Source organism: Flammeovirga sp. AWQ4_249 (assembly GCF_056161045.1).
On sequence record NZ_JBSWYJ010000036.1, the window covers coordinates 23,627 to 44,100 of the forward strand.

Consider the following 20,474-nt stretch of genomic DNA (forward strand, 5'->3'; position numbering starts at 1 on the left):
TATCGAATAAGTTTCCAAACTTATAAACACAATAATCAAAAGCAAACATCAAAAAATGAGATACACTCTCTTCTTGCTATTATTTTTCTCAATAGAGGTGTTGCAGGCACAAACCTACCCCTCACTCTCCCAACTAAAACTGCATCAAGCTACCCTCCAACAACAACAATTGGAAGACAGCTTGTTTCAAATAGGAGAGGTGTCACAATTGATTCCTTTTGTGGGTGGTAGATTAGGAATAATGCCCTTTAATCCAAAAGTGCAGGAAGGAGATATTGCCTTAAACGAGAATTGGAGTATTGCCCCATATCTAACTACAGGCCTAAGCTACCGTTACAAACGTTGGGAATTAGAAGCCTTGTTTGGGTTAAATATCTCTTTCAATACAGATTCATTGAATTTGGATACCGCTGAGCGTTGGTTAGCAGAAAGCAAGCTAAAATACAGATTGGGAGAAGAAAGAAAGGGAATGTTGACTTTAGGACATGGATGGCAAGCTCATACTAATTATTTCAGTGTGGGAGGAGGTTACGCATGGAAAAATAAGAAAGACAAAATCATCACTTTACATACTGATATCAACTATCATTACCAATACAATGATTGGGGGATAGTGGCAGGAGTCACAGTAGGATTTGGTAAAAAAGGAATAGATCAAGTCGCCATGCAATATACCAATGGTTTTGATCCCCAAAAAGAAATCCAAAGTCCCAACTTAAAACTCTTGGAGCAATTTAAAGACATGCAAAATATGTCTTTAGGTGAAGGAATAGGAATGTTAACCAAAGCCTTAAACATTGGGAATACCGTCACGATCTCTCAGCAAGACCCTTTAAAAGTAACCTATTCACCTTCACTACAATTACCCTTAAGTGAAGCATGGAGTGTCGGCATTGGTCCCAATATTTCTATGCTCTACGACTAATTCTTTAGCTCATCTGCTCACTTTCCAAACGGGAGAACCGGTCATTTAGAGGTATACAAACCCAAAGAAATCTTGCCATTTTTATAGTGGCAAAGTTGCCACAAAATTTATGACAGTCCTAAAGAATGCTCTGTCTAACTTATAGTATTAAAATAAAGGAGAGGGGGGTACTTTCCCATTGATAATTGAGTGGGGGTGTTTTTTATAGTAGGTTCATATACCCATTAGAATGACAATTTATAAAAATGATTTTAGGAGATTGATCTTGAGAAGTTTTATAAAATTTGAATAAACCATTTTCATCAAACCAAATTAATGAATGGATAGGGTTCGGTAGTAAAGTTAAATAGTAAACAAAGCTCTTAAATCAACTTGCTGATATGTTAAAGGTGTATTTAATTCAGATTTCTTTCTCCCAATTTTGGCATTGAAATTAATGTTTGACCCTTTAATCAAATGCTTTTATGATCTCTTTTAATCATACAATAAAAGATGTAAAGCTATTATCAGCAGTGAATAAACTAAGGCTATTTTTATTGGAACCTTATCAGGGTAGATCGCATAAACATAAGGCCTATTCAGAGAAACTTAATGCTGAAGTTTACGCCAGACCATCTTCTCTTCTCAAAGGACATACAGTTAGCTTTATTAGTCTGATAAACCCTCAAAAGTACTTTCTAGAGAAGTACGGAAGGGGTGATTTGATGCCAATAGATGATTGGAAAGGTACAATGAAGAGACAGAAATATTTTTCTAAAAAGTACAATGCAGAAGTATGGGTTACCCCTGATAGTATAATTCAGGAAGGATGGTTAAGTATCAAAAATGTAGTAGATCCTCAACAGTATTTTTTAGATAACTTTAGTAAAAGTGATTTAACACCAATAGATCCATGGCAAGGCGTAAGTAGAAAACAAAAATACTTTTCGAAAGAATGGAATGCTGAAGTATGGATAACACCTGATTCCATAATGTCAGGAGGACATTGGATTAAATTCCAAAGTCTAGTAGACCCCCAAGAGTATTTCCTGAAAAATTATGGAAGAGGAGATTTATCTCCAAGAGAAAAATGGAAAGGTACCAATAACAAACAGATATACTTCTCCAAAGAATGGAATACAGAGGTTTATATCACCCCATCATCTATTATGTCCTGTGGACATTGGCTCTCGTTTACCAGTTTAGTCAATCCCCAACAGTACTTTTTGGAAAACTATGGTAGAGGTGATCTGACTCCAATAGATCCATGGAAAAAGTCCACTTCAAAACAGAAATATTTTTCTAAGGAATGGAATGCTCCCGTATGGGTTACTCCATCTAAGATTATCAATGGAAGCTGGATTAGTTTTATCAGTTTAGTAGATCCGCAACAGTACTTTTTGGATAACTATGGAAGAAACGATTTGACTCCCCTTGAAAAATGGAAGGGAACAATGAAAAGACAAAAATACTTTTCAAATTCCTACAAGGCTGAAGTATTTATTACACCAGATAAAATGATACAAGGTGGTTGGATCAGCTATGCAAGTTTAGTTGACCCTCAACAACATTTTATTGATAATTATGGAAGAGGTGATTTAACTCTCATTGATCCATGGACGAGAGTAGATAGAAAGCAAAGGTATTTCTCCAAAGAATGGAATGCAGAAGTTTGGGTAAAGCCCTCTCAAGTGATGAACAATAGATGGATTAGTTTTATCAGTTTGGTAGATCCACAGAAATACTTTGTAGACAACTTTTGCAAAGGAGAATTAACCCCAATAGAAAAATGGAAAGGTGCGACAAAAAAGCAATTATACTTTTCTAAAGAATTGAATTGTGAAGTGACTATCATTCCTGAAAATATCATGCAGGGGAAATGGCTTTTTCAAGGATGGTTTCATTCTCAAGCCAAGAAGACTCCCAACCGAAAAGCAATTTTATATTTTGTAATTGTGACCTCTTACTTGACAGGAGAGGTATTATTGAAGGTTGGAGTAACTTCGAAAAACTCAAAGAAAAGGTTTATGAGTAAAAGAGATAATGGTGTATATAGAATTATACCTCTCTATGAGTTCGAAGGAAGAATGATAGATGTTTCATTAGCAGAACAAGCCATTCTAAAGAAGTATCATATGTTTGGTAAGCAACATAAAACTGTTACAAAATTACCTTTTATCGGAGGATCTGAAATAGTGAAGGATGTCGTGTTTAAAGAATTTGATCCTTCAAAATACGATTTAAAAGAAAAATTGAAACCATTATTTATTGCTATTGAATCATAGAAAATTTCTTATCCTCTCTTTTAACAATTTGCTTGTTTTAGTGAATACAAAGTTGAAATTCTTGATAATACAATTCTGTACAGTATTACTCAATTTTGGAGGGAAAAAAACGGGAAAATACTGTTCTGTTCATTTTAACACATTAGAAAAGAGATTAGGAGAATAAAAACTTTCTTATTTAATTCAAATTAAAGGGAATTCGTGTGAATTGGGAAGGTTTGAAATTAAAATTATGTTATGACCATAGTTGACCCCAAATAACAGAAAAACCCGCCTCACGTATACGTAAAGCGGGTTTCTAGTGGAGTCGGAGGGAGTCGAACCCTCGTCCAGAGAAGTACTCTGTCAAGCCTTCTACATGCTTAGTTTCACTTAAATTTTCGAAATATATCCCGCCGGAAACAACCAAAATATATCCTTATCTGCTTAAAGCTTCATCCTCATCCCACAGCAGGAATCAGACTAGATCAATGATTACGGCACCGCCGATTCTTCGCCCAAAGATCAAGGCAAAGGACGATGTAGCTCGGGAACACGATACGTGTTCAACCATTTAAGCCCATGTGTCTACAACCCTAAGGGAGACTAGGCAGCCATAGCAAACGAATTGTTGCCAACTAGATTTTGGAATTATCTTTCAAGGCTCTCATCCCATGAGCCTGCATGCTTATACTTGCAAAATATCAACCTGTCAAAACCAGTCGACCCCAATGTTAACTGGCCACTCTCATATGAGCGGACTACAAAAGTAGAGAATTCCACTTATTTTCAAAACTTTTTTGTACTTATTTAAGAGTTTACTTGAATGAAAAGGAGGATAAAGATACGTATGTAGTAGGAATGAAGGCTATGAAATTTCTATATGGAGAAGTAATTATTAAAAAGTTGTAGGATTATTTTGGTTTAAATTACTGACAATCAAATTTGTATTGTATATTGCATCGACAAAAACTAATGAAGGAGTACAACAAACTTCTGAATGCTTAACGAATTGCAAACTAAATCTATACAAACTATCATGAGACGTTTATCGCTCTTATTTTCTTTTTTATTTCTCAGTCATTTAGTCCTTTTTGCCAAAAAGACACCTCCTGAAGCGTATTATCATAGTATCGAATAAGAGATAGCTGACTATTTACAGAACTTTCAAAGTATTCAAGATGTAAATGATAAGGTTTTCCCAACTTTAGAGGAAAATCAAGAAGGAAGATCTTATTTTCATGATATTTTTACTTCAGAATATTCTCATGAAAAGGCATTAATAGCGTTGAAATTATGTAATAATCCATATTATGAATCTTACAACAATTGGTGGAAAGGCAGGGTAGAGATCAACAAACAAAAACCAATGGAAGAGTGGAAGAAGGATTATCGTGTTTTTGAAGAGCTTGATTGTACTTTTTTTACAAAAGAATAATTGTTTTCATATATTTGATTAAGATATAAATTTTTTAAGATGGAGACCACAGAAGAAAAACAACAAAACAAAACAAACTATGGCTTAGTGGGCCTAAGAGTTTATGCCTTAATCATGACACTTATCGTTTTACATTTTATGTATTTTGGAAGGTATCAAGAGGATCAAAATTTCCTTTATGAATGGAATGGGGATTACACTTTAAATACTATAAAAAAGAAAAATACTTTTCATATTCTTGAAAAGGCCACAGATGAAAACTTTGATAATAATTATGAGAAAAGATTACTCTATGCAAATGGTAAAGGCCCTGTTTCTGATATGATTGATAAAGATGAAAATGGAATTTATGAAATAGTGTATAGTTATGATTTTGGACATAGATATACTGGGATCTATGAAGATAAAGATCAAGATGGATTTTACGAATATGTTGAATCCATTTGTGAAAATGGAGATACTATTATTTATACTGATCTTAACAATAATGGAAAGTATGAATACGAAATAAAAAAACGCCTTATTAACTAATCAATAGGGCGTTTTCTTTTCCTTTAATATTCTTCTTTTCGCTGATATTCTTTCATTTCCTTAGTAGGAGCAATCATAGTACCTCCGTCCCATAAAGCAATTGAATTTGTAACTTCTTTCATGATTTTTACAATATCTTGCTCTTTTAAATCTTCAAACTGTTTTGGAGTGATCTCTTCTCTATGTAAAACGAGTAATTCTTTCGTGTCGGATGAGGTCATATGAAGGTTTGTTTTAATCTTGATCTCCTCTAAGGTTTTATCGAACATAAAACGCTTTTTCTTTTTTAGTAAGGCAAAATTTCTTTCAACAGAAAATGAAATGTCTTCTTGTAGGTAAATGTATTTTACGTAGTACGAATTTTTAAATTTCTCAAAAATAACCTTCGCTTTTTTATAATTTTCAGAATAGCCAATTCCTAATAATTGAATATGTTTGCCTCTTTTTCCAGGTGCGTATTCTACATTCATTTGTAAAATTGCATAGGTTTCAGAAGAGACATACATAACTCCCTTAAATGTACCTCCGTTTTTTGGGATAAATGATATTTTATAAGCAACATCTTCATCTATCATTGTTGCTCCTTCAAGTTCATAGTCATATTTCCCAGGTTTTGAGACAAATTCTAAATAATCACTGTCCACGTCTGTAACATTATCGAATATTGAATTGATACTTGATTTTACATACATCGTTTTAATGTTATAACTCAAAGAATCAAACATTTTAGAAGGTTCCATTTCAACAGAATCTTCCTTTGCATCACTATCATCATTCAATTTGCCTCCAATAATTCCTGTTCTTACTTTGTAGTAAACATCTTTTTCTTTGTAAGTACTTTCGATATCCTCAGCTAGAAACTTAAAAGTACTTTCCAGCTCATCGTTTATTTTTTCAAGAGAACTTTCTTCTAATGAAATGGCTTTATGTGTCTTTAATTTTGTTTTTCCATCTGACGTATAAATTGAATGTCTACCATCAACGTAATTGATGAACTCATCCGGTAAACGGTCTAATATTTCTTTGTTTTTTACTTGGCTTATCTCATCGAAACTAGACTTTTTTACGGTAAGAGGATTGTCTTTATTCATTTTAGTTTTAGAGAAAGAATGTGTAAAGATGTCTTCCATGACACTATCTTTCTTATAATTTTTTTCATAATTTTCCTCTACCAACTTGATGATATCTTTGACCTTTATATTTTTATCAGTAATGACTACTTCTTCAAGGCTAATAATTAACGGTTCAAGACTAATATTTAATGTCTCTTGTTTGTTGATATCCTTAATACAATAACTTACTGATGTGTAACCACCATAGGAAAATGAAATGGAATCTGTAGGATCGAAGTTTGATAAATTAATAATATAAGTTCCTTCAGCATTGGATACTGTACCTTCACCTTCTACAGGATATAAGATATTGGTAAAAGGGAGAGGTTCTTTGGTATCCGCATCAATGACTAACCCGGACAATATTTGTTGTCCAAAAGAGTAATTGGAGATAAATAGTAAAATGGATAAGGTAATAAAAGTTTTTGTTGACATATAGATTATAGTTTTTAAACATTTATGCTCTATAATTTGACACTACTATGGCATAAATGGTTAAGAGCGAACTTGTTTATTCTTATAAATATTTACTGAAAGTAAATTAAATTTTATATATTATCTAAATATCAGAAAGGGTATTTTAACAATTAACATAAAAAAAATTAAACAGTTAATTTATTTTTAGCGCAACCTTTCTCCATAAGCATTGTCTTTATATATTGAAGTCCAACTTGGATTATACATCTACTTACTCTATTATATTACTACGGTTTGAAACTCTTTATACTATTATTTACGTTCGTTCTCTCTTTGCAACTATCTGCTCAATCTTTACAACAACTTAGAAATGTAAAAATAGATAGTCTCAAACATGAATTATCCATGCATGAAATGGATGAAGATTATATTAAAAATATTCTTCGCCTAAGTCAACTTTATATTCAAGTGGATCAAGATTCTGCCCTCTATTTTGCAGATAAAGCAATCATGTTTTCTCTTCAGTTAGATAAACAAAAAAGCTTACAAAAAGCGCATCATCTAAAAGGAGTGGCACATTATTACCAAGCGGAATATAGTGAAGCCATGAAAGATTATTATGAATCGATAAGTATTGCTGAGCGTTTAAATGATTCAACAGCTTGGAATCAATCCCTACAGAATTTAGGAAAATCCTATGAAGTGCAATCTGAACATGATAAAGCTTATGAGTATTATAAAAAAGGGTTAAAACTATTAACACCAAATTCACCTGAACCTTTGCGAGCTTTGGTTTATTCCAACCTAGCCAACGTGTTGTATTATAAGCAGATGTATACAAAATCACTTTCTTATCATAAGAAGGCTATTGAGATTAGGAAAAAAGGAAACAGAACCAATGAATTGGCTTATTCTTATAATGATATTGCCATCGTTTTTAGAGAAGTAGGAGATATAGGGCAGTGTTTAAGAGCGTATAAAGATGCCTATAGTATAATGACTAAAAATGAAGATAGGAGAGGTCTTGCATCTGTAGGAGCCAATATTGCCGGTTTATATTTAGAGTTAAATCGATTGGATTCTGCGACACATTATGCAATGAAAAGTTATAAAATGGCACTGGATTTAGAGGCAAAACATGAACTAATGGGGGCTGCTTTCCAGATGTCTCAAATTTATGAAAGAAAAGGTGATTTTAAATTAGCTTACCGTTATCAAAAAGAGTCTCACGATTTATACGATAGTGTTTTCACACAAGAAAAAATGAGAGAAGTAGCACAGCTTGAAAATGAAGTAAAATTCTCTCAACAAGAAGCTCAAAACAACCTATTAATAGAACAGAAAAAGGCACAAGAAGCAAAAATGGAAAAGCAGTTGGTATTGACTGTAGCTTCTCTTATTATTTCTTTCTTGTTGATAGGAGTGATCATGATTTTTATTAAAGAACGTCTCAAACAGCGTGAATTAACAAAGAGATTAACGGCTGCCAATGAGCTATTGCAACATCAACAAAAAGAATTAGCACTTAAAAATGAAGAAGTGAAAGAACACAATGAAGTGTTGAATAAATTAAATGAAGAAAAAAATCATTTGATTGGTGTTGTTGCCCATGACTTGAGGAATCCATTAACATCTGCACTTTCATTATCTCAAATTTTAGAGTGTGAACTAGATGGTGATAATCAAGAATGTGCTACTGGAGTAAAAAATGCATTACTTAGAATGAATGAGATGATCACTAGAATTCTAGATGTAAAAGCAATTGAGGCAGGGCATATGAACCTAACATTTGAATCTTTTGATTTAGATGAGGTTGTAGAGAATGTAGTTGAACATTGTGAGCATCGAGCAAAAAGAAAAGGTATTGAAATTATACAACATTTAAAACCTATTGCTGTTTTTGCTGATCCAAATGGTGTAAGGCAGGTATTAGATAACTTGCTGAGTAATGCAATTAAATTTTCACCTAACAATGAACAAATTAATGTTATTGTTTCAATGCATAATGATTCAGAAGCAAGAGTGGAAATTAGAGATAATGGACCAGGAATTTCTGAATCAGATCAAAAAAGAATGTTTGGTAAATTTCAACGTCTTTCGGCAAAACCTACTGCTGGAGAATCATCTACCGGTCTAGGATTAAGTATTGCCAAGAAATTTATCGATGCGATGAAATGTAAAATTACTTGCCAAAGTATAGTGGGAAAAGGAAGTTCGTTTATCATTAATGTCCCTTTAGACCTAAAGAAAAGTATGATACACTAATTACTTTTTAATTTTTGATACTCTATTGGGGTTGTCTGCAATAAAATTCGACCATGATTTCTTTTTAGAAGTATTGACTCCATTTTGAAAGATATGAGTAATTGCAACGCCTAATGCATCGGTAGCATCGAACATTGTTCCATCATCAATTTTGAACTTCAAAAGCTTCTCTATCATATTAGAAACTTGCTCTTTTGAAGCATTGCCATTTCCAGTAACTGCAGATTTTACTTTCTTGGGAGCATACTCTGTAATGGGAATATCTCTCATCAAAGCGGCAGACATCGCCACACCTTGTGCCCTTCCCAATTTTAACGCAGATTGTACATTTTGTCCTACAAAAGGAGCTTCCAAAGCCACTTCATCAGGAGCATATTCTTCCAAAATGGAGGTTACTCTTTCATGTATTTTCTGAAGTTTTAAGGCATGTGAAGCATATTTTTTGAGATGAATAACGCCATATTGTATTAGCGTAAGTTTTTGACCTTTAGCTAAAATTAATCCATACCCCATTACCTGCGTACCAGGGTCAATTCCTAATACTAATTTTTCTTGTACTGCTTTATTCATCATTTGAATGTTATTCTCCGTAAGCAAAAATACAAATTGTTTTCTTTATCTAGTCCTAACAATGTTATAGGATGTCAACTTAAGTGATTTCAAAATTGATTAGAAAAGGGTATTTTATTTATTAACAGACTCTTGCATTCATTTATTTGGAAATAAAACCTTTCTTTTTTTCTTTAAAATGTTGTAAATTCTAGTGTATAAATTAACCCAATTAGAATTCAATGAAAAAGATTATACTATTTCTCTCATTTGTACTATTCTCATCCTTTGCAATAGGTCAATCAATGACTCATGACTTTAAATCTGTCGAAATAAAAAATATGAAAGGAAAAGAGGCAAAGGAAAATGGAGACGAAAAAGTGGAAAGGAAAAATGTGACTTCTACCTTAATGTTAGAGAAAATAAGTGTTGGTCATTTTAAAATACAAGTAAAAATAGGAGGAGATGAAAAAGTAAATTCATCACTAAGAATGTATGATCAAACGTCAACCCATTATTGGTATAAAGATGAGGAAGATAACGTTTACAAGTTTGATAAACCTGTTGAACAAATTGTAAACTACGGGTGGGAAAAGTCAAAATGTAAACTCTTCAAATTTGAATACTCTGACGGTATGCATTATAAGTTTTTTGATAAAGCTTTTCGTTAAGCCATCCGATTAAGATATATAGAACCGTGATAGTCATCTATTACGGTTTTTTTATTCCTTCAGCTTTTTGAAATAAATAAATATCGTCACTACACTATAATTTCAGTGACCTTGATCATCATAGCTTGATGATCTTATCCCGAAACCATTCATTTTCTGTTATGATTAAATAATATTTACGCTCAAACCTATATAGTATATCGTTAGCTTGAATGTAACTACTTAACTCTCAATATGCTTTGGTTGCGTATTGAAAATTTATTCAACCTAACTGCCTTCGTGCCCTTTACTATGAACTCAAAGAAAAAAATATATAGGTTTATGTTGATATTTGGATTATCCATTGCCAATCTGAGAATTATTCAAATTGCTATGCATGAATCACAAGCACAAAAATATACAGACAAAACAAACCTTCTGATGTATGGTTTTATCTTTTTCTTTATTACATGGTTAATCATAGTGGTAAATAAGGAATTAAGGTCAACTATAAAGAAATAATTAAGGAGTTAATTGCTTGAGATAAAGAAGTATACACTGATTATTTATCAAACAATTCATAATCAACGTATACTTTTTTTCGTAAAAGGAGTTTTTATATCTAGAATTTATATGCATCAATTCTTTATTATGAAAACAATCTTAACGACCTTATTAATTATATTCTCAGCCATTGCAATAAATGCCCAAACCATCAGTGTAGTAAGAAGAACAACTGATCGACATGATGGTAAACCTCCAAAAGTTATTAATGGAGAAATTCAATTGATTGCAACTAATAAAGTATTTGCATTCGCACAACAAACTTATAAATTAAGACTTATAGACACTTGTAATACACAAGATGGCTATGTAAAACAAGTTTTTAAAACACATGAAAATCAGAGAGTTGAAAGAATAGAAGTTTACAGAAAAAGTTCTAAAAAATATGCAATTGTGTATTACTCGAATGGTATAACATTGAAAATGGAAAACCATTACGAAGTTCACAAATAACTTTTCCGAGCGAATTAATGCAATAACCCTTATGGAGTAATTTCCATGAGGGTTTTTCTGTTAAAAAAAATGGAGTCTCCGACCAAAGAGACCCCTCTACACAGAATAATCTGTGATAAACCACCCAAAATTTAAATGCTTTTATGCTGCTTTTAAGTTATCTCTGCTCCAAATAGCTGCTTCCTCTGGAGATTCAAATAATTTAATTTTGATACTAGATTCATTCTCTAATAAATGTTCAAGGTTAATGATAGAGAATTGAGTAAATGGGTCACAATCATCCTCGATGATGACACCAAAGTGCTTTACTTTTAACAATAATATTTTTGGTAAATACCAACTTACCAACCAAGGATTAGATGACATCCAACCACTTTGAATAAACCGTGCATCTAATAAGATAATTTCCGGTTTTGCTACTTGAATATCTTTGAGTGTACTTTCAATACTCTCAATGAATTTCTCAGGCTGGAAAAAGCCTCTCATTCTTATTGTAAGCGTATTTTTCTTACTATTTAGATCTGTGGTAAAGTTGGTCATACTCATTATATGCTTAAAAATTTAACGGGATAGTTTTCCATATGATTTGCCCTTACTACACTAATAATCTTTGTTTTGTTCAATTCTCATGTACGAATAGATGTGGTATTTCTACTTTTTTTTAAGAAAATCAATTAAAAAATTAACAGATCACGAGTTTTATGTTTGTATTATTCTAAGGTAAAGTTCATTTCGTTGTTAGTTTCTAAAGGTTGTCATCAAAAAAGTCGCACTGAAGTGATAAACCTTACATATTGCACTATCCCTTTACATTTAATATCAAAAAAGTATAATTATAGATTCGATTAAGGAAAATTAATTCAAAGAGAGTCATTTTTACTATGTGATCATCAATTATTAATGTAGCTTTGAGAAATATTAGGGATAAACCGAACAATAAATTTAAGATACCTTTTAATTATGCTTAAATTTGGTGGTTTAGAAAAGTGAAAAAGAAATTTATGGCACAAATAGATATTATCGAAAAATATTTTCCTGATTTAACATCAGTACAAAAACATCAATTCTCTCAACTTAAAGATTTATACGCTGAGTGGAATGAAAAAGTAAATGTTATCTCAAGAAAAGATATTGATAACTTATATGAACGTCACGTTCTTCATTCATTAAGCATCGCTAAAATAATCCAATTCAAACCCGGTACTGAAATCTTAGATGTTGGAACGGGTGGAGGATTTCCTGGTATTCCTTTGGCAATTATGTTCCCAGATGTGAAATTTCACTTAGTGGATTCAATTGCGAAGAAGATTAACGTAGTCAATGAAATTGCAAAAACAATTGGTTTGACTAATGTGAAAGCTGAACAAATGCGTGCTGAAAAAGTGGATGGTGAATACGACTTTGTTGTATCTCGTGCAGTAACAAGGATAGATGTGCTCCTAAGATGGGTACGTTCTAAAGTGGCTTTCCAACAAGGTCACGAAATGAACAATGGAATTATTTGTTTAAAGGGAGGAGATCTTACAGAGGAATTCTCTAAGCTAAACAAAAAGAAGTACAAGTTGTTTGATATGAAAGATTTGTACGAAGAGGAATTCTTTGATACAAAGAAAATAGCTTACGTTCCAGTTACGAAGAAATAAGAATATGCCGAAGGTATTAGGGGATTTTCAGCGTCCAGTTCAGGACCAAATGAAAGAGTTTGAAAAGAAATTTCGCCAGTTTATGAAAAGCGATGTAGCACTTCTTGATAGAATCATGAGCTACATCGTAAAGAGTAAAGGAAAGCAGATGAGACCAATCATGGTGTTTTTGACTGCTGGAGCAACGGGCGAGATTATCGATAAAACATATAGAGGTGCTGCTTTAATTGAATTACTACATACTGCTACTCTAGTACATGATGATGTTGTAGATGATGCAGATTACAGAAGAGGATTTTTTTCTATCAAAGCATTATGGAAAAATAAAACTGCTGTACTCGTAGGAGATTATTTGTTGTCTAAAGGCTTACTATTGTCTGTTGAAAACGAAGATTTTGAACTTTTAAAGTATGTATCCACTGCTGTAAGAGAAATGAGTGAGGGAGAGTTGATGCAAATTGAAAAAGCACGTCGACTTGATATCACTGAAGATGTATATTTTGAAATTATACGACAAAAAACAGCAACCCTAATTGCCGCATGTACTGCTGTTGGAGCCTCTTCTGCAGGTGCTCCAAAAGACATTGTCGAAAGAATGCGTCTAATGGGTGAAAAAATCGGTATCGCTTTCCAAATCAAAGATGACCTTTTTGATTACGGAACTGATGAAATTGGTAAACCATTAGGTATTGATATAAAAGAGAAAAAAATGACTCTTCCATTAATCTATGCATTGAACAATGCAAGCTGGATTAAAAGAAAAGAAATCATTTTTAAGATCAAAACACAAAACAACAACCAAAAAGTTGTACGTGAAATTATTGATTTTGTAAGAAATTCAGGAGGATTAGAATATGCTGAAAAAACCATGCATGCGTATATCGCTGAAGGTAGAGCAATTTTAGATGAACTTCCTGATTCTGAATACCGTCAAGCAATGCATGAGTTAATTACTTATGTTGTGGAAAGAAAGAAATAAGTTGAATGGGGCATAACAGATCAGAATTATTAAACGAAGTTGGGTTGTTTGTCTCTCAACTTGTTGCTCATGGTGTGAAAAATGTTGTTTTATCACCAGGTTCAAGAGTGGCTCCATTAGCTTTAGCTTTTTCAAGACATTCTGAGATCAATGCCTTGACAGTGAGTGATGAGCGTTCTGCGGCTTTTGTAGCCATGGGAATTGCTCAACAAACAAATGCACCAGTTGCGATAGCTTGTACTTCAGGTACAGCAGCTCTCAATTATACCCCTGCAATTACTGAAGCGTATTATCAAAGAATCCCATTAGTAGTAATCACTGCCGATCGTCCAACAGAATGGATCGATCAATGGGATGGACAAACTATACGTCAGCAAAACATTTTTGGAAACCACATCAAAAAGAGTTTCCAGATGCCAGTTGACTTATCACATGAAGATGCGAAGTGGTATAAGGAAAGAATCACCAATGAAGCATTACTAACTGCCCATCAATTTCCTCGAGGGCCTGTACATTTAAATTGGCCACTGAGAGAACCTTTTTATCCTGAAGAAGGGGAAGAGATTTCATTTGATATAACAACCCCTAAAATAGTCAAAGAGTTACAATCTGAGCCTTACTTAGAGGAAGAAATTTGGGAAACGGAATTATTACCTACGATTTCAGATGCAAAGAAAATCCTTATTGTTGCTGGTCAAGGACAGGCGAAGGAAGAGGTCGCTGATTGTTTGAATCAATTGCCATTTCCAGTCATTTCTGATATAATATCCAATTATGGTAGTCTTGAGAATGCAATTGTTCACCAAGACGTGTTTTTAACTCCAAAAGAGATCGATGTATTAAAACCAGATTTGTTGATTACTTTTGGCATGTCTGTTATTTCAAAAAATTTAAAATTATATCTTCGAAAAAATAAACCAGTGGCACATTGGCATATCCAAGAAGGAGGAGAAGTTCCTGATCCATTTATGTCTTTGACTAAAATTATTCGTTCTTCGGAGGAATTGTTTTTTGATCAGTTAGCCTCAATTGAATTTGATACTTCTGAATACATCTCATATTTGGAAAATTGGCAAGAAGCAAACAATAAAGTAAGGGTACAGAAAGCTGATTTCTTTGAATTATTATCTTTCTCAGAGTTGGAAGTGGTGAATCATATGATAAATCATTTACCTGAAAATTCAACTTTACATTTAGCTAATAGTATGTCTGTACGCTATGCTAATTTTATTGGTTTAGAAAGAAGTGACGTCCAAGTATTTGCCAATAGAGGAACAAGTGGGATAGATGGAAGTACAAGTACTGCAATAGGACATGCTTTTGCTAATCCAGATCAAGAGCATTTTCTTTTAACAGGTGATCTTGCGTTTTTCTATGACCGCAATGCTTTTTGGAATAATTACTTACCTCAAAATTTAAAAGTAGTGCTTTTGAATAATCATGGAGGGGTAATTTTTAGAATGATTGATGGTCCCGCTAGGCAACCTGAATTAAGGGAATATTTTGAAACAGAGCAAAAAACATCTGCTAAATATTTAGCGGAAGAGTTTAAAGTAAATCATTGGGAAGTCAATTCAAGAGAAGAATTTTATTTCAATTATGATGCATTTTTACAAAAAGAAGGAGTATCAATCTTTGAAGTAAAGAGCACAAAGGAAATAAGTAAAAATACATTTAAAGCATTTAAGAAAGAAGGTTTATATTCTTCTTTATAAAAATCTTTAACTACTAAAAAGGCATTTCCTCATCTGAAGAAATGCCTTTTTTGATTATTTGCAGAATGAAAATCTATAATTTATTTTCATCAATTTTATGATCTAAAGCAGGAGTTTCTCCCATATTGTACCATGCAAAGGCAAACATGTCAGCATACCCATCAATAATCATATCTGTAGGTTTACCAGCACCATGACCAGCGTTGGTTTCAATACGAATAAGGATTGGATTTTCTCCAGCATCTTTTGCTTGTAATTCTGCGGCAAACTTAAATGAGTGAGCAGGAACAACTCTATCATCATGATCAGCTGTAGTAATCATTGTCGCAGGGTAATTAACACCTTGTTTTACATTATGATAAGGAGAATAGCCTTTCAAATAGTTAAACATTTCTTCAGAGTCCTCTGCAGTACCATAATCAAATGCCCAACCTGCACCTGCTGTAAACTTATTGTATCTTAGCATATCTAAAACACCAACAGCAGGGAATGCTACTTTCATTAAGTCAGGGCGTTGAGTCATCACAGCACCTACTAATAAACCACCATTAGATCCACCACGGATAGCTAATTTTTCAGTAGAAGTATATTTATTTCCTTTTAAATATTCGGCTGCTGCAATAAAGTCATCAAAAACATTTTGCTTTTGCATTTTAGTACCAGCAACATGCCATTTTTCACCATATTCTCCACCACCTCTTAAGTTAGCGACTGCGTAAATACCACCATTTTCTAACCAAACGATATTTGCAGTACTAAAACTTGGTTTAAGGCTGATATTGAATCCTCCGTAACCATAAAGAATTGTAGGATTAGCTCCATTTTTCTTTAAACCTTTTTTATAAGTGATCATCATTGGTACTTTTGTTCCATCTTTAGAAGTATAGAATACTTGCTCAGAAACAAATTGAGATGGATCAAACTTCACTTTAGATTTTAAATACTCAGTTGAAGTACCTGATTTGATATCTAATTCAAATGTAGTAGAAGGATAGATATATGAAGTGAAAGAATAGAAAACCTTCTCATCTTCCTCTTTGGCGTAGAATCCATTCGCTGAACCAAAACCAGGTAACTTAATTTCTCTGATTTGCTTTCCTTCTAAATCATATTGATATACTTTTGAAACAGCATCAATTATATAATTAGCGAAGAAAGTTCCTCCAGCAGGTGCTACAGAAAGAACATTTTCAGTTTCAGGAATTACGTCCACCCAATTTTCTGTTGTAGGAGCAGAAGCTTTCACTTTTACCAAACGATTGTTTGGAGCATCTAAGTTTGTATCAATGTATAAGTAACCATCTTTTGCAAAAACTACATAATGATTGTTGTCAAAACCTTTCACTACAGGGACGATAGGAGCATTCTTTTTCGTTAGGTCTTGGATATACATTTCATTACCTGAAGTTGCCTCAGCAGCAGTAATTACTAAATATTTTTGATCATTTGTTACAGATCCACCGATATATCTTCTAGGTGTTTCTGCTCCACCAAAAATCAACTGATCTTCTGATTGTTTTGTTCCTAATTTATGGTACATCAATTTATGATGTTGCGTCATACCAGAAAGTGCAGATCCTTCTTTTGGTTTGTCGTATGAACTATAATAGAAACCTTCTGTTCCATTCCAAGCGATACCAGAAAACTTAGCATCAATGATAGGTTCCTCAATTTCTTTTTTAGAATCAACATCCATAATGTGGATTGTTCTCCAATCAGATCCACCCTCAGAAGTACTGTATGCTACAAGTTTAGAGTCTTCTGTAAATTTCACAGTACCTAAAGAAGTAGTTCCATCTTCAGAAAATTTATTTGGATCTAAGAATACTTCATCAATTTGTTCTCCTTCTTGTTTTCTGTAAAGAACATATTGATTTTGTAAGCCATCATTTTTATAAAAATATAGCCAATCACCATGTTTTGTTGGTGCAGATACTTTTTCATAGTCCCATAACTCTGTTAATCTTTCCGCTATTCCTTTTTTAAAAGGAATTTTAGATAAATAGTCTTGAGTGACTGTATTTTCATCTTTTACCCATTCCGCTGTAGCAGCAGATTTATCATCTTCTAGCCAACGATAAGGGTCTTCTACTTTTTTACCAAAATACTCATCAATGACAATTTCTTTTTTTGTGTCTGGATAAGTCATTTTTGCTTCTTTTTCACATGAATAGAATAAAGCACTTGCGCCAATGACGCATAAGCTCATTTTTTGATATTTGTTCATATTGGAAGTTTTAAACAATTGATTGAATTTATGTTCTAAAAATACATATAGATTTTTGATGAATTCGTTTAATATACAAATATTAACAAATAGATAAATTTTTGTTAATTCATCTATGAATAGAAATCTCGAATGACAATAATTCTGATTTTTCCATTGTTATTTTCTTTAAAATGGTACTATTCTAATAATTATTTGTCAGTTAGTTAGTTTAAATACAGAGTAATATGAATCTAAATGAATGTTAATGTTAAGTATGTATGAACTAATATTACCATGAAATGTTAAAAAAATAACGTCTACTCAATGTTATCTTCTAATTGTCTTGTTTTCATAAATAAATATCGTGATGATTAAGCAGTAACTTAATTCAATAAAAGAATCCTACTTTTTAAGTATTTGAACTAATCAAATAACTAACCATCAGGAATAATATGAGTATTATCAGAGTATTAAAATCTATTTTTTTAAATGAAGAACAACCAGTTCAGAAAACAACTTCAAATGGGCATTTTAAATCCGAGAAAATGAAAAAAGCATATTATGAATTGTTGAGTCAACGTATTAAAAAACGTCAAGACAATCTTATAAAGCTGGAACGCGCTGTCAAAGAAATGCAGCATACTTTTAAAAACAATCAAACACAAGAATCTCATGATGCTAATCTTCAAGCATTAAGTGCAATGATAGAAATTGAAGAAACAAGATTAACTGGTGAGGTATATTAATTGTATCTAAGCAGTATCTAGGGTAGTACAGCAAAAAACTGTACTACTTTTTTTTGTTATTAAAAATCGAGTAGTAATTTACCCTTCATTTTTAAGGATGATTTTTTTACTATCGGAAAACATTTATGGGAATATTCGAAATATCCTCAGAATTCTTACTTGACCCCAATGGATTTAATGGGATTACTTTTGATAAATCTTTATTTGAAGGTACTCCAACAATATCCATCCAAAAGATAAATATCTTTCACTTTATCCATGTAAAAGGGAAGCTTAAAGTAGATTTTAAGTTAGCGAAAACAAAAACAAAGGAAGAGGTGTATGCATTCGTATACCTTAATTCCCCTTTTCGTTTTATTCCAGTTGATGAAGATGTGGAAAGTTTCAATTTAAAAGTAACTCCTTATAGTTATTTTTCTAATTCATTAGAAGAGGAAACCTTCTTATTTGATAAAGAAGAAGAGATCGAATTCTTTATTTTTACAGTACCCAAAAATAATTTTCTTCAGCATTTTTCTCAAGGAGATAAAGGAGAAGTGTTTGAAATAGGGAAAAAAGGATTTATGCTATTTAATCCATTAACATCGACCACATTAGAAAAATTACATGCTTGTACAGAGCAATTTGGTGCCTTTCAATCTATAAAAAACTTATCAATAATCTATGATTTAGTATATGAAGCAATGTCATCTTTTTATGCTAGAATAGAGGGTAAGTGTATTCCTCAGTATTATTCTTCTAATGATTTAGATAAAACATTTAGGGTTCAAAAGTACCTTGAACAGAATTATGAGTCTAAAAGTGAACCTCATGACATGGAAAAGGTAACAGGTTTTGGCTACAGTAAATTAAGGAAGCTTTTTAAAGAAATTTTTGGCGTGACTATATTAAAATATGCCAATGATTATAAACTTGATTTAGCTTATAAATGGCTTTCTGAGGGCACTCACAATGTATCAGATTGTACCTATGGTTTAGGCTTTATTAGTGTTACCCATTTTGGTAGAATGTTTAAAGAGAAATATGGAGAGCCACCAAGTAAAATTTATAAATACTCTTAATAGTAAAGGCAGCCTTATTTTTATGAATAGGACTGCCTTTTATTTATTTAGAGATTACATTGTAATGAGTAAAGATCTTTTCTAAATCTTCTTTATCTTTTCTCTTTAAATTTTCCTCTTTTGCGTATTTATACATGGGTTTATCAAGAGCACCAAAGATTTTATAGAACTCTTTTGATTTACTCGATAGAGGAACATATTGATTGTCATTTATATAATATAAACGAGCTTTTCCCCAGCTGAATGAATCTTTTGCATCTGAATTATAAGGATTACTTGCGGAAGCATTTGTAGCTACAAATTTCTTATTATACTTCTTAAATACTTGAAAGTGATCATCTTTATAGATTACTTCAAGGTATCTTGCTTTGAAATCTAGGAAACACTTTTGAAATACTATCTGTTTGCCTTCCTGTTCCCAACCAAAATAACTGACATCATTTTTATTGACGATAATGACTTTTTCGTCTACTTTTCTTAACCATAGGTCGTCATTTATCACATCAAATTTAATTTCTTGATTGGTAAATTTTGAGCTATCATTCAATACTACATAACCATTATGCCACTCTTTACTAAAGAATGGAGTGCCTTTTACCTGACTGTCCTTTTTACCATAATAGATATTGACATTTTGTTGGTGTGGATCAACTAGATCGTATAAATTAGTTAATGATGTAGTGCCGTAAGATGGTTTTGCATTCGATATACTTTGAGCTTGAATGTTAGAACTTAAAATTAGGCCTATTATTAGTATTAGAAATTTGTTCATCATGAATGTATTTAAATTGTGGGTAAGTATATTTATTTTGAATAATTTTCAATGTAAGTAAATTAAATTGAAAATTATTTCAATAAATACTAACGTATATTTTAATTATGATAATTTTAGGTTTTTGTTTATATAAATTTAATATTTGATTATTCTATAATTGTCATAAAAAAAGGATACCTCACTAAATGAGATATCCTTT

Annotated in this window: 17 protein-coding genes and 1 other RNA gene; 12 read left to right on the plus strand and 6 right to left on the minus strand. The window is 32.2% G+C overall.

The genetic code is table 11. From position 1 onward, the window contains the following. Nucleotides 1-55: 55 nt before the first annotated feature. Entirely contained in the window at nt 56-925 is an 870-nt protein-coding gene (locus ACXAHM_RS20180; protein WP_474963879.1) for a hypothetical protein, read from the plus strand. A gap of 464 nt (nt 926-1,389) precedes the next feature. Continuing rightward, on the plus strand, nt 1,390-3,189 hold the full coding sequence (locus tag ACXAHM_RS20185) for a hypothetical protein (RefSeq protein ID WP_474963882.1): 1,800 nt from the start codon (nt 1,390-1,392) through the stop codon (nt 3,187-3,189). Between the two features lie 299 nt (nt 3,190-3,488). Here the strand turns inward: ACXAHM_RS20185 and ssrA are convergent. Then, nucleotides 3,489-3,898: a transfer-messenger RNA gene (gene ssrA / locus ACXAHM_RS20190) on the minus strand. 558 nt (nt 3,899-4,456) lie between these two features. On the opposite strand from ssrA, the gene ACXAHM_RS20195 reads away from it, so the two are divergent. After that, nucleotides 4,457-4,606 carry a hypothetical protein gene (locus ACXAHM_RS20195; RefSeq protein ID WP_474963887.1) on the plus strand — a complete coding sequence of 50 codons (150 nt, stop codon included), beginning with the start codon at nt 4,457-4,459 and terminating at the stop codon, nt 4,604-4,606. A gap of 39 nt (nt 4,607-4,645) precedes the next feature. After that, a complete protein-coding gene (locus ACXAHM_RS20200) occupies nt 4,646-5,137 on the plus strand; it encodes a hypothetical protein (RefSeq protein WP_474963890.1) in 492 nt (163 codons plus the stop codon). 23 nt (nt 5,138-5,160) lie between these two features. On the opposite strand, the gene ACXAHM_RS20205 is transcribed toward ACXAHM_RS20200, so the two are convergent. Next, the gene (locus ACXAHM_RS20205) at nt 5,161-6,684 is read right to left on the minus strand and encodes a carboxypeptidase-like regulatory domain-containing protein (protein WP_474963894.1); all 1,524 of its coding nucleotides are present in this window, start codon (nt 6,682-6,684) and stop codon (nt 5,161-5,163) included. Between the two features lie 276 nt (nt 6,685-6,960). On the opposite strand from ACXAHM_RS20205, the gene ACXAHM_RS20210 reads away from it, so the two are divergent. Continuing rightward, nucleotides 6,961-8,931: an ATP-binding protein gene (locus ACXAHM_RS20210; protein ID WP_474963899.1), complete on the plus strand. Its 1,971-nt coding sequence runs from the start codon at nt 6,961-6,963 to the stop codon at nt 8,929-8,931. Here the strand turns inward: ACXAHM_RS20210 and ruvC are convergent, their stop codons facing one another. Continuing rightward, complete coding sequence (gene ruvC, locus ACXAHM_RS20215; protein WP_474963968.1) at nt 8,932-9,501, minus strand: crossover junction endodeoxyribonuclease RuvC; 570 nt, start codon at nt 9,499-9,501, stop codon at nt 8,932-8,934. Nucleotides 9,502-9,722: 221 nt separating this feature from the next. Here ruvC and ACXAHM_RS20220 point away from each other — a divergent pair, with 221 nt between their 5' ends. Then, nucleotides 9,723-10,151 (plus strand): hypothetical protein, encoded by a 429-nt coding sequence (locus ACXAHM_RS20220; protein ID WP_474963903.1) that lies wholly within the window; start codon nt 9,723-9,725, stop codon nt 10,149-10,151. A 630-nt stretch (nt 10,152-10,781) separates the two neighbouring features. Further along, complete coding sequence (locus ACXAHM_RS20225; RefSeq protein WP_474963907.1) at nt 10,782-11,147, plus strand: hypothetical protein; 366 nt, start codon at nt 10,782-10,784, stop codon at nt 11,145-11,147. 141 nt (nt 11,148-11,288) lie between these two features. Here ACXAHM_RS20225 and ACXAHM_RS20230 read toward each other — a convergent pair whose 3' ends face one another. Further along, complete coding sequence (locus ACXAHM_RS20230; protein ID WP_474963912.1) at nt 11,289-11,687, minus strand: hypothetical protein; 399 nt, start codon at nt 11,685-11,687, stop codon at nt 11,289-11,291. A 461-nt stretch (nt 11,688-12,148) separates the two neighbouring features. Here ACXAHM_RS20230 and rsmG point away from each other — a divergent pair, with 461 nt between their 5' ends. From rsmG to menD, 3 genes are read left to right on the plus strand one after another with little or no spacing between them, the layout of a single operon-like run. Then, complete coding sequence (gene rsmG, locus ACXAHM_RS20235) at nt 12,149-12,790, plus strand: 16S rRNA (guanine(527)-N(7))-methyltransferase RsmG (protein WP_474963972.1); 642 nt, start codon at nt 12,149-12,151, stop codon at nt 12,788-12,790. Nucleotides 12,791-12,794: 4 nt separating this feature from the next. Next, on the plus strand, nt 12,795-13,769 hold the full coding sequence (locus ACXAHM_RS20240) for a polyprenyl synthetase family protein (protein ID WP_474963916.1): 975 nt from the start codon (nt 12,795-12,797) through the stop codon (nt 13,767-13,769). Between the two features lie 5 nt (nt 13,770-13,774). After that, the gene (menD, locus tag ACXAHM_RS20245) at nt 13,775-15,484 is read left to right on the plus strand and encodes a 2-succinyl-5-enolpyruvyl-6-hydroxy-3-cyclohexene-1-carboxylic-acid synthase (RefSeq protein WP_474963921.1); all 1,710 of its coding nucleotides are present in this window, start codon (nt 13,775-13,777) and stop codon (nt 15,482-15,484) included. A gap of 73 nt (nt 15,485-15,557) precedes the next feature. Here menD and ACXAHM_RS20250 read toward each other — a convergent pair whose 3' ends face one another. Beyond that, on the minus strand, nt 15,558-17,711 hold the full coding sequence (locus ACXAHM_RS20250) for a prolyl oligopeptidase family serine peptidase (RefSeq protein ID WP_474963924.1): 2,154 nt from the start codon (nt 17,709-17,711) through the stop codon (nt 15,558-15,560). A 434-nt stretch (nt 17,712-18,145) separates the two neighbouring features. Between ACXAHM_RS20250 and ACXAHM_RS20255 the strand changes: the two genes are divergently transcribed. Then, nucleotides 18,146-18,439: a hypothetical protein gene (locus ACXAHM_RS20255; protein WP_474963928.1), complete on the plus strand. Its 294-nt coding sequence runs from the start codon at nt 18,146-18,148 to the stop codon at nt 18,437-18,439. Nucleotides 18,440-18,564: 125 nt separating this feature from the next. Then, nucleotides 18,565-19,500, plus strand: coding sequence for a helix-turn-helix domain-containing protein (locus ACXAHM_RS20260; RefSeq protein WP_474963932.1), 936 nt, complete (start codon nt 18,565-18,567; stop codon nt 19,498-19,500). Between the two features lie 43 nt (nt 19,501-19,543). On the opposite strand, the gene ACXAHM_RS20265 is transcribed toward ACXAHM_RS20260, so the two are convergent. Continuing rightward, nucleotides 19,544-20,272: a hypothetical protein gene (locus tag ACXAHM_RS20265; RefSeq protein ID WP_474963937.1), complete on the minus strand. Its 729-nt coding sequence runs from the start codon at nt 20,270-20,272 to the stop codon at nt 19,544-19,546. Between the last annotated feature and the right edge of the window lie 202 nt (nt 20,273-20,474).

Coding starts and splice junctions, on each gene's coding strand:
- rsmG (WP_474963972.1), top strand. CDS start 12,149: ATGGCACAAATAGATATTATCGAAAAATATTTTCCTGATTTAACATCA.
- ACXAHM_RS20220 (WP_474963903.1), top strand. CDS start 9,723: ATGAAAAAGATTATACTATTTCTCTCATTTGTACTATTCTCATCCTTT.
- ACXAHM_RS20240 (WP_474963916.1), top strand. CDS start 12,795: ATGCCGAAGGTATTAGGGGATTTTCAGCGTCCAGTTCAGGACCAAATG.
- ACXAHM_RS20230 (WP_474963912.1), bottom strand. CDS start 11,687: ATGACCAACTTTACCACAGATCTAAATAGTAAGAAAAATACGCTTACA.
- ACXAHM_RS20185 (WP_474963882.1), top strand. CDS start 1,390: ATGATCTCTTTTAATCATACAATAAAAGATGTAAAGCTATTATCAGCA.
- menD (WP_474963921.1), top strand. CDS start 13,775: ATGGGGCATAACAGATCAGAATTATTAAACGAAGTTGGGTTGTTTGTC.
- ACXAHM_RS20255 (WP_474963928.1), top strand. CDS start 18,146: ATGAGTATTATCAGAGTATTAAAATCTATTTTTTTAAATGAAGAACAA.
- ACXAHM_RS20260 (WP_474963932.1), top strand. CDS start 18,565: ATGGGAATATTCGAAATATCCTCAGAATTCTTACTTGACCCCAATGGA.
- ACXAHM_RS20225 (WP_474963907.1), top strand. CDS start 10,782: ATGAAAACAATCTTAACGACCTTATTAATTATATTCTCAGCCATTGCA.
- ACXAHM_RS20250 (WP_474963924.1), bottom strand. CDS start 17,711: ATGAACAAATATCAAAAAATGAGCTTATGCGTCATTGGCGCAAGTGCT.
- ACXAHM_RS20180 (WP_474963879.1), top strand. CDS start 56: ATGAGATACACTCTCTTCTTGCTATTATTTTTCTCAATAGAGGTGTTG.
- ACXAHM_RS20205 (WP_474963894.1), bottom strand. CDS start 6,684: ATGTCAACAAAAACTTTTATTACCTTATCCATTTTACTATTTATCTCC.
- ACXAHM_RS20265 (WP_474963937.1), bottom strand. CDS start 20,272: ATGAACAAATTTCTAATACTAATAATAGGCCTAATTTTAAGTTCTAAC.
- ACXAHM_RS20200 (WP_474963890.1), top strand. CDS start 4,646: ATGGAGACCACAGAAGAAAAACAACAAAACAAAACAAACTATGGCTTA.
- ruvC (WP_474963968.1), bottom strand. CDS start 9,501: ATGAATAAAGCAGTACAAGAAAAATTAGTATTAGGAATTGACCCTGGT.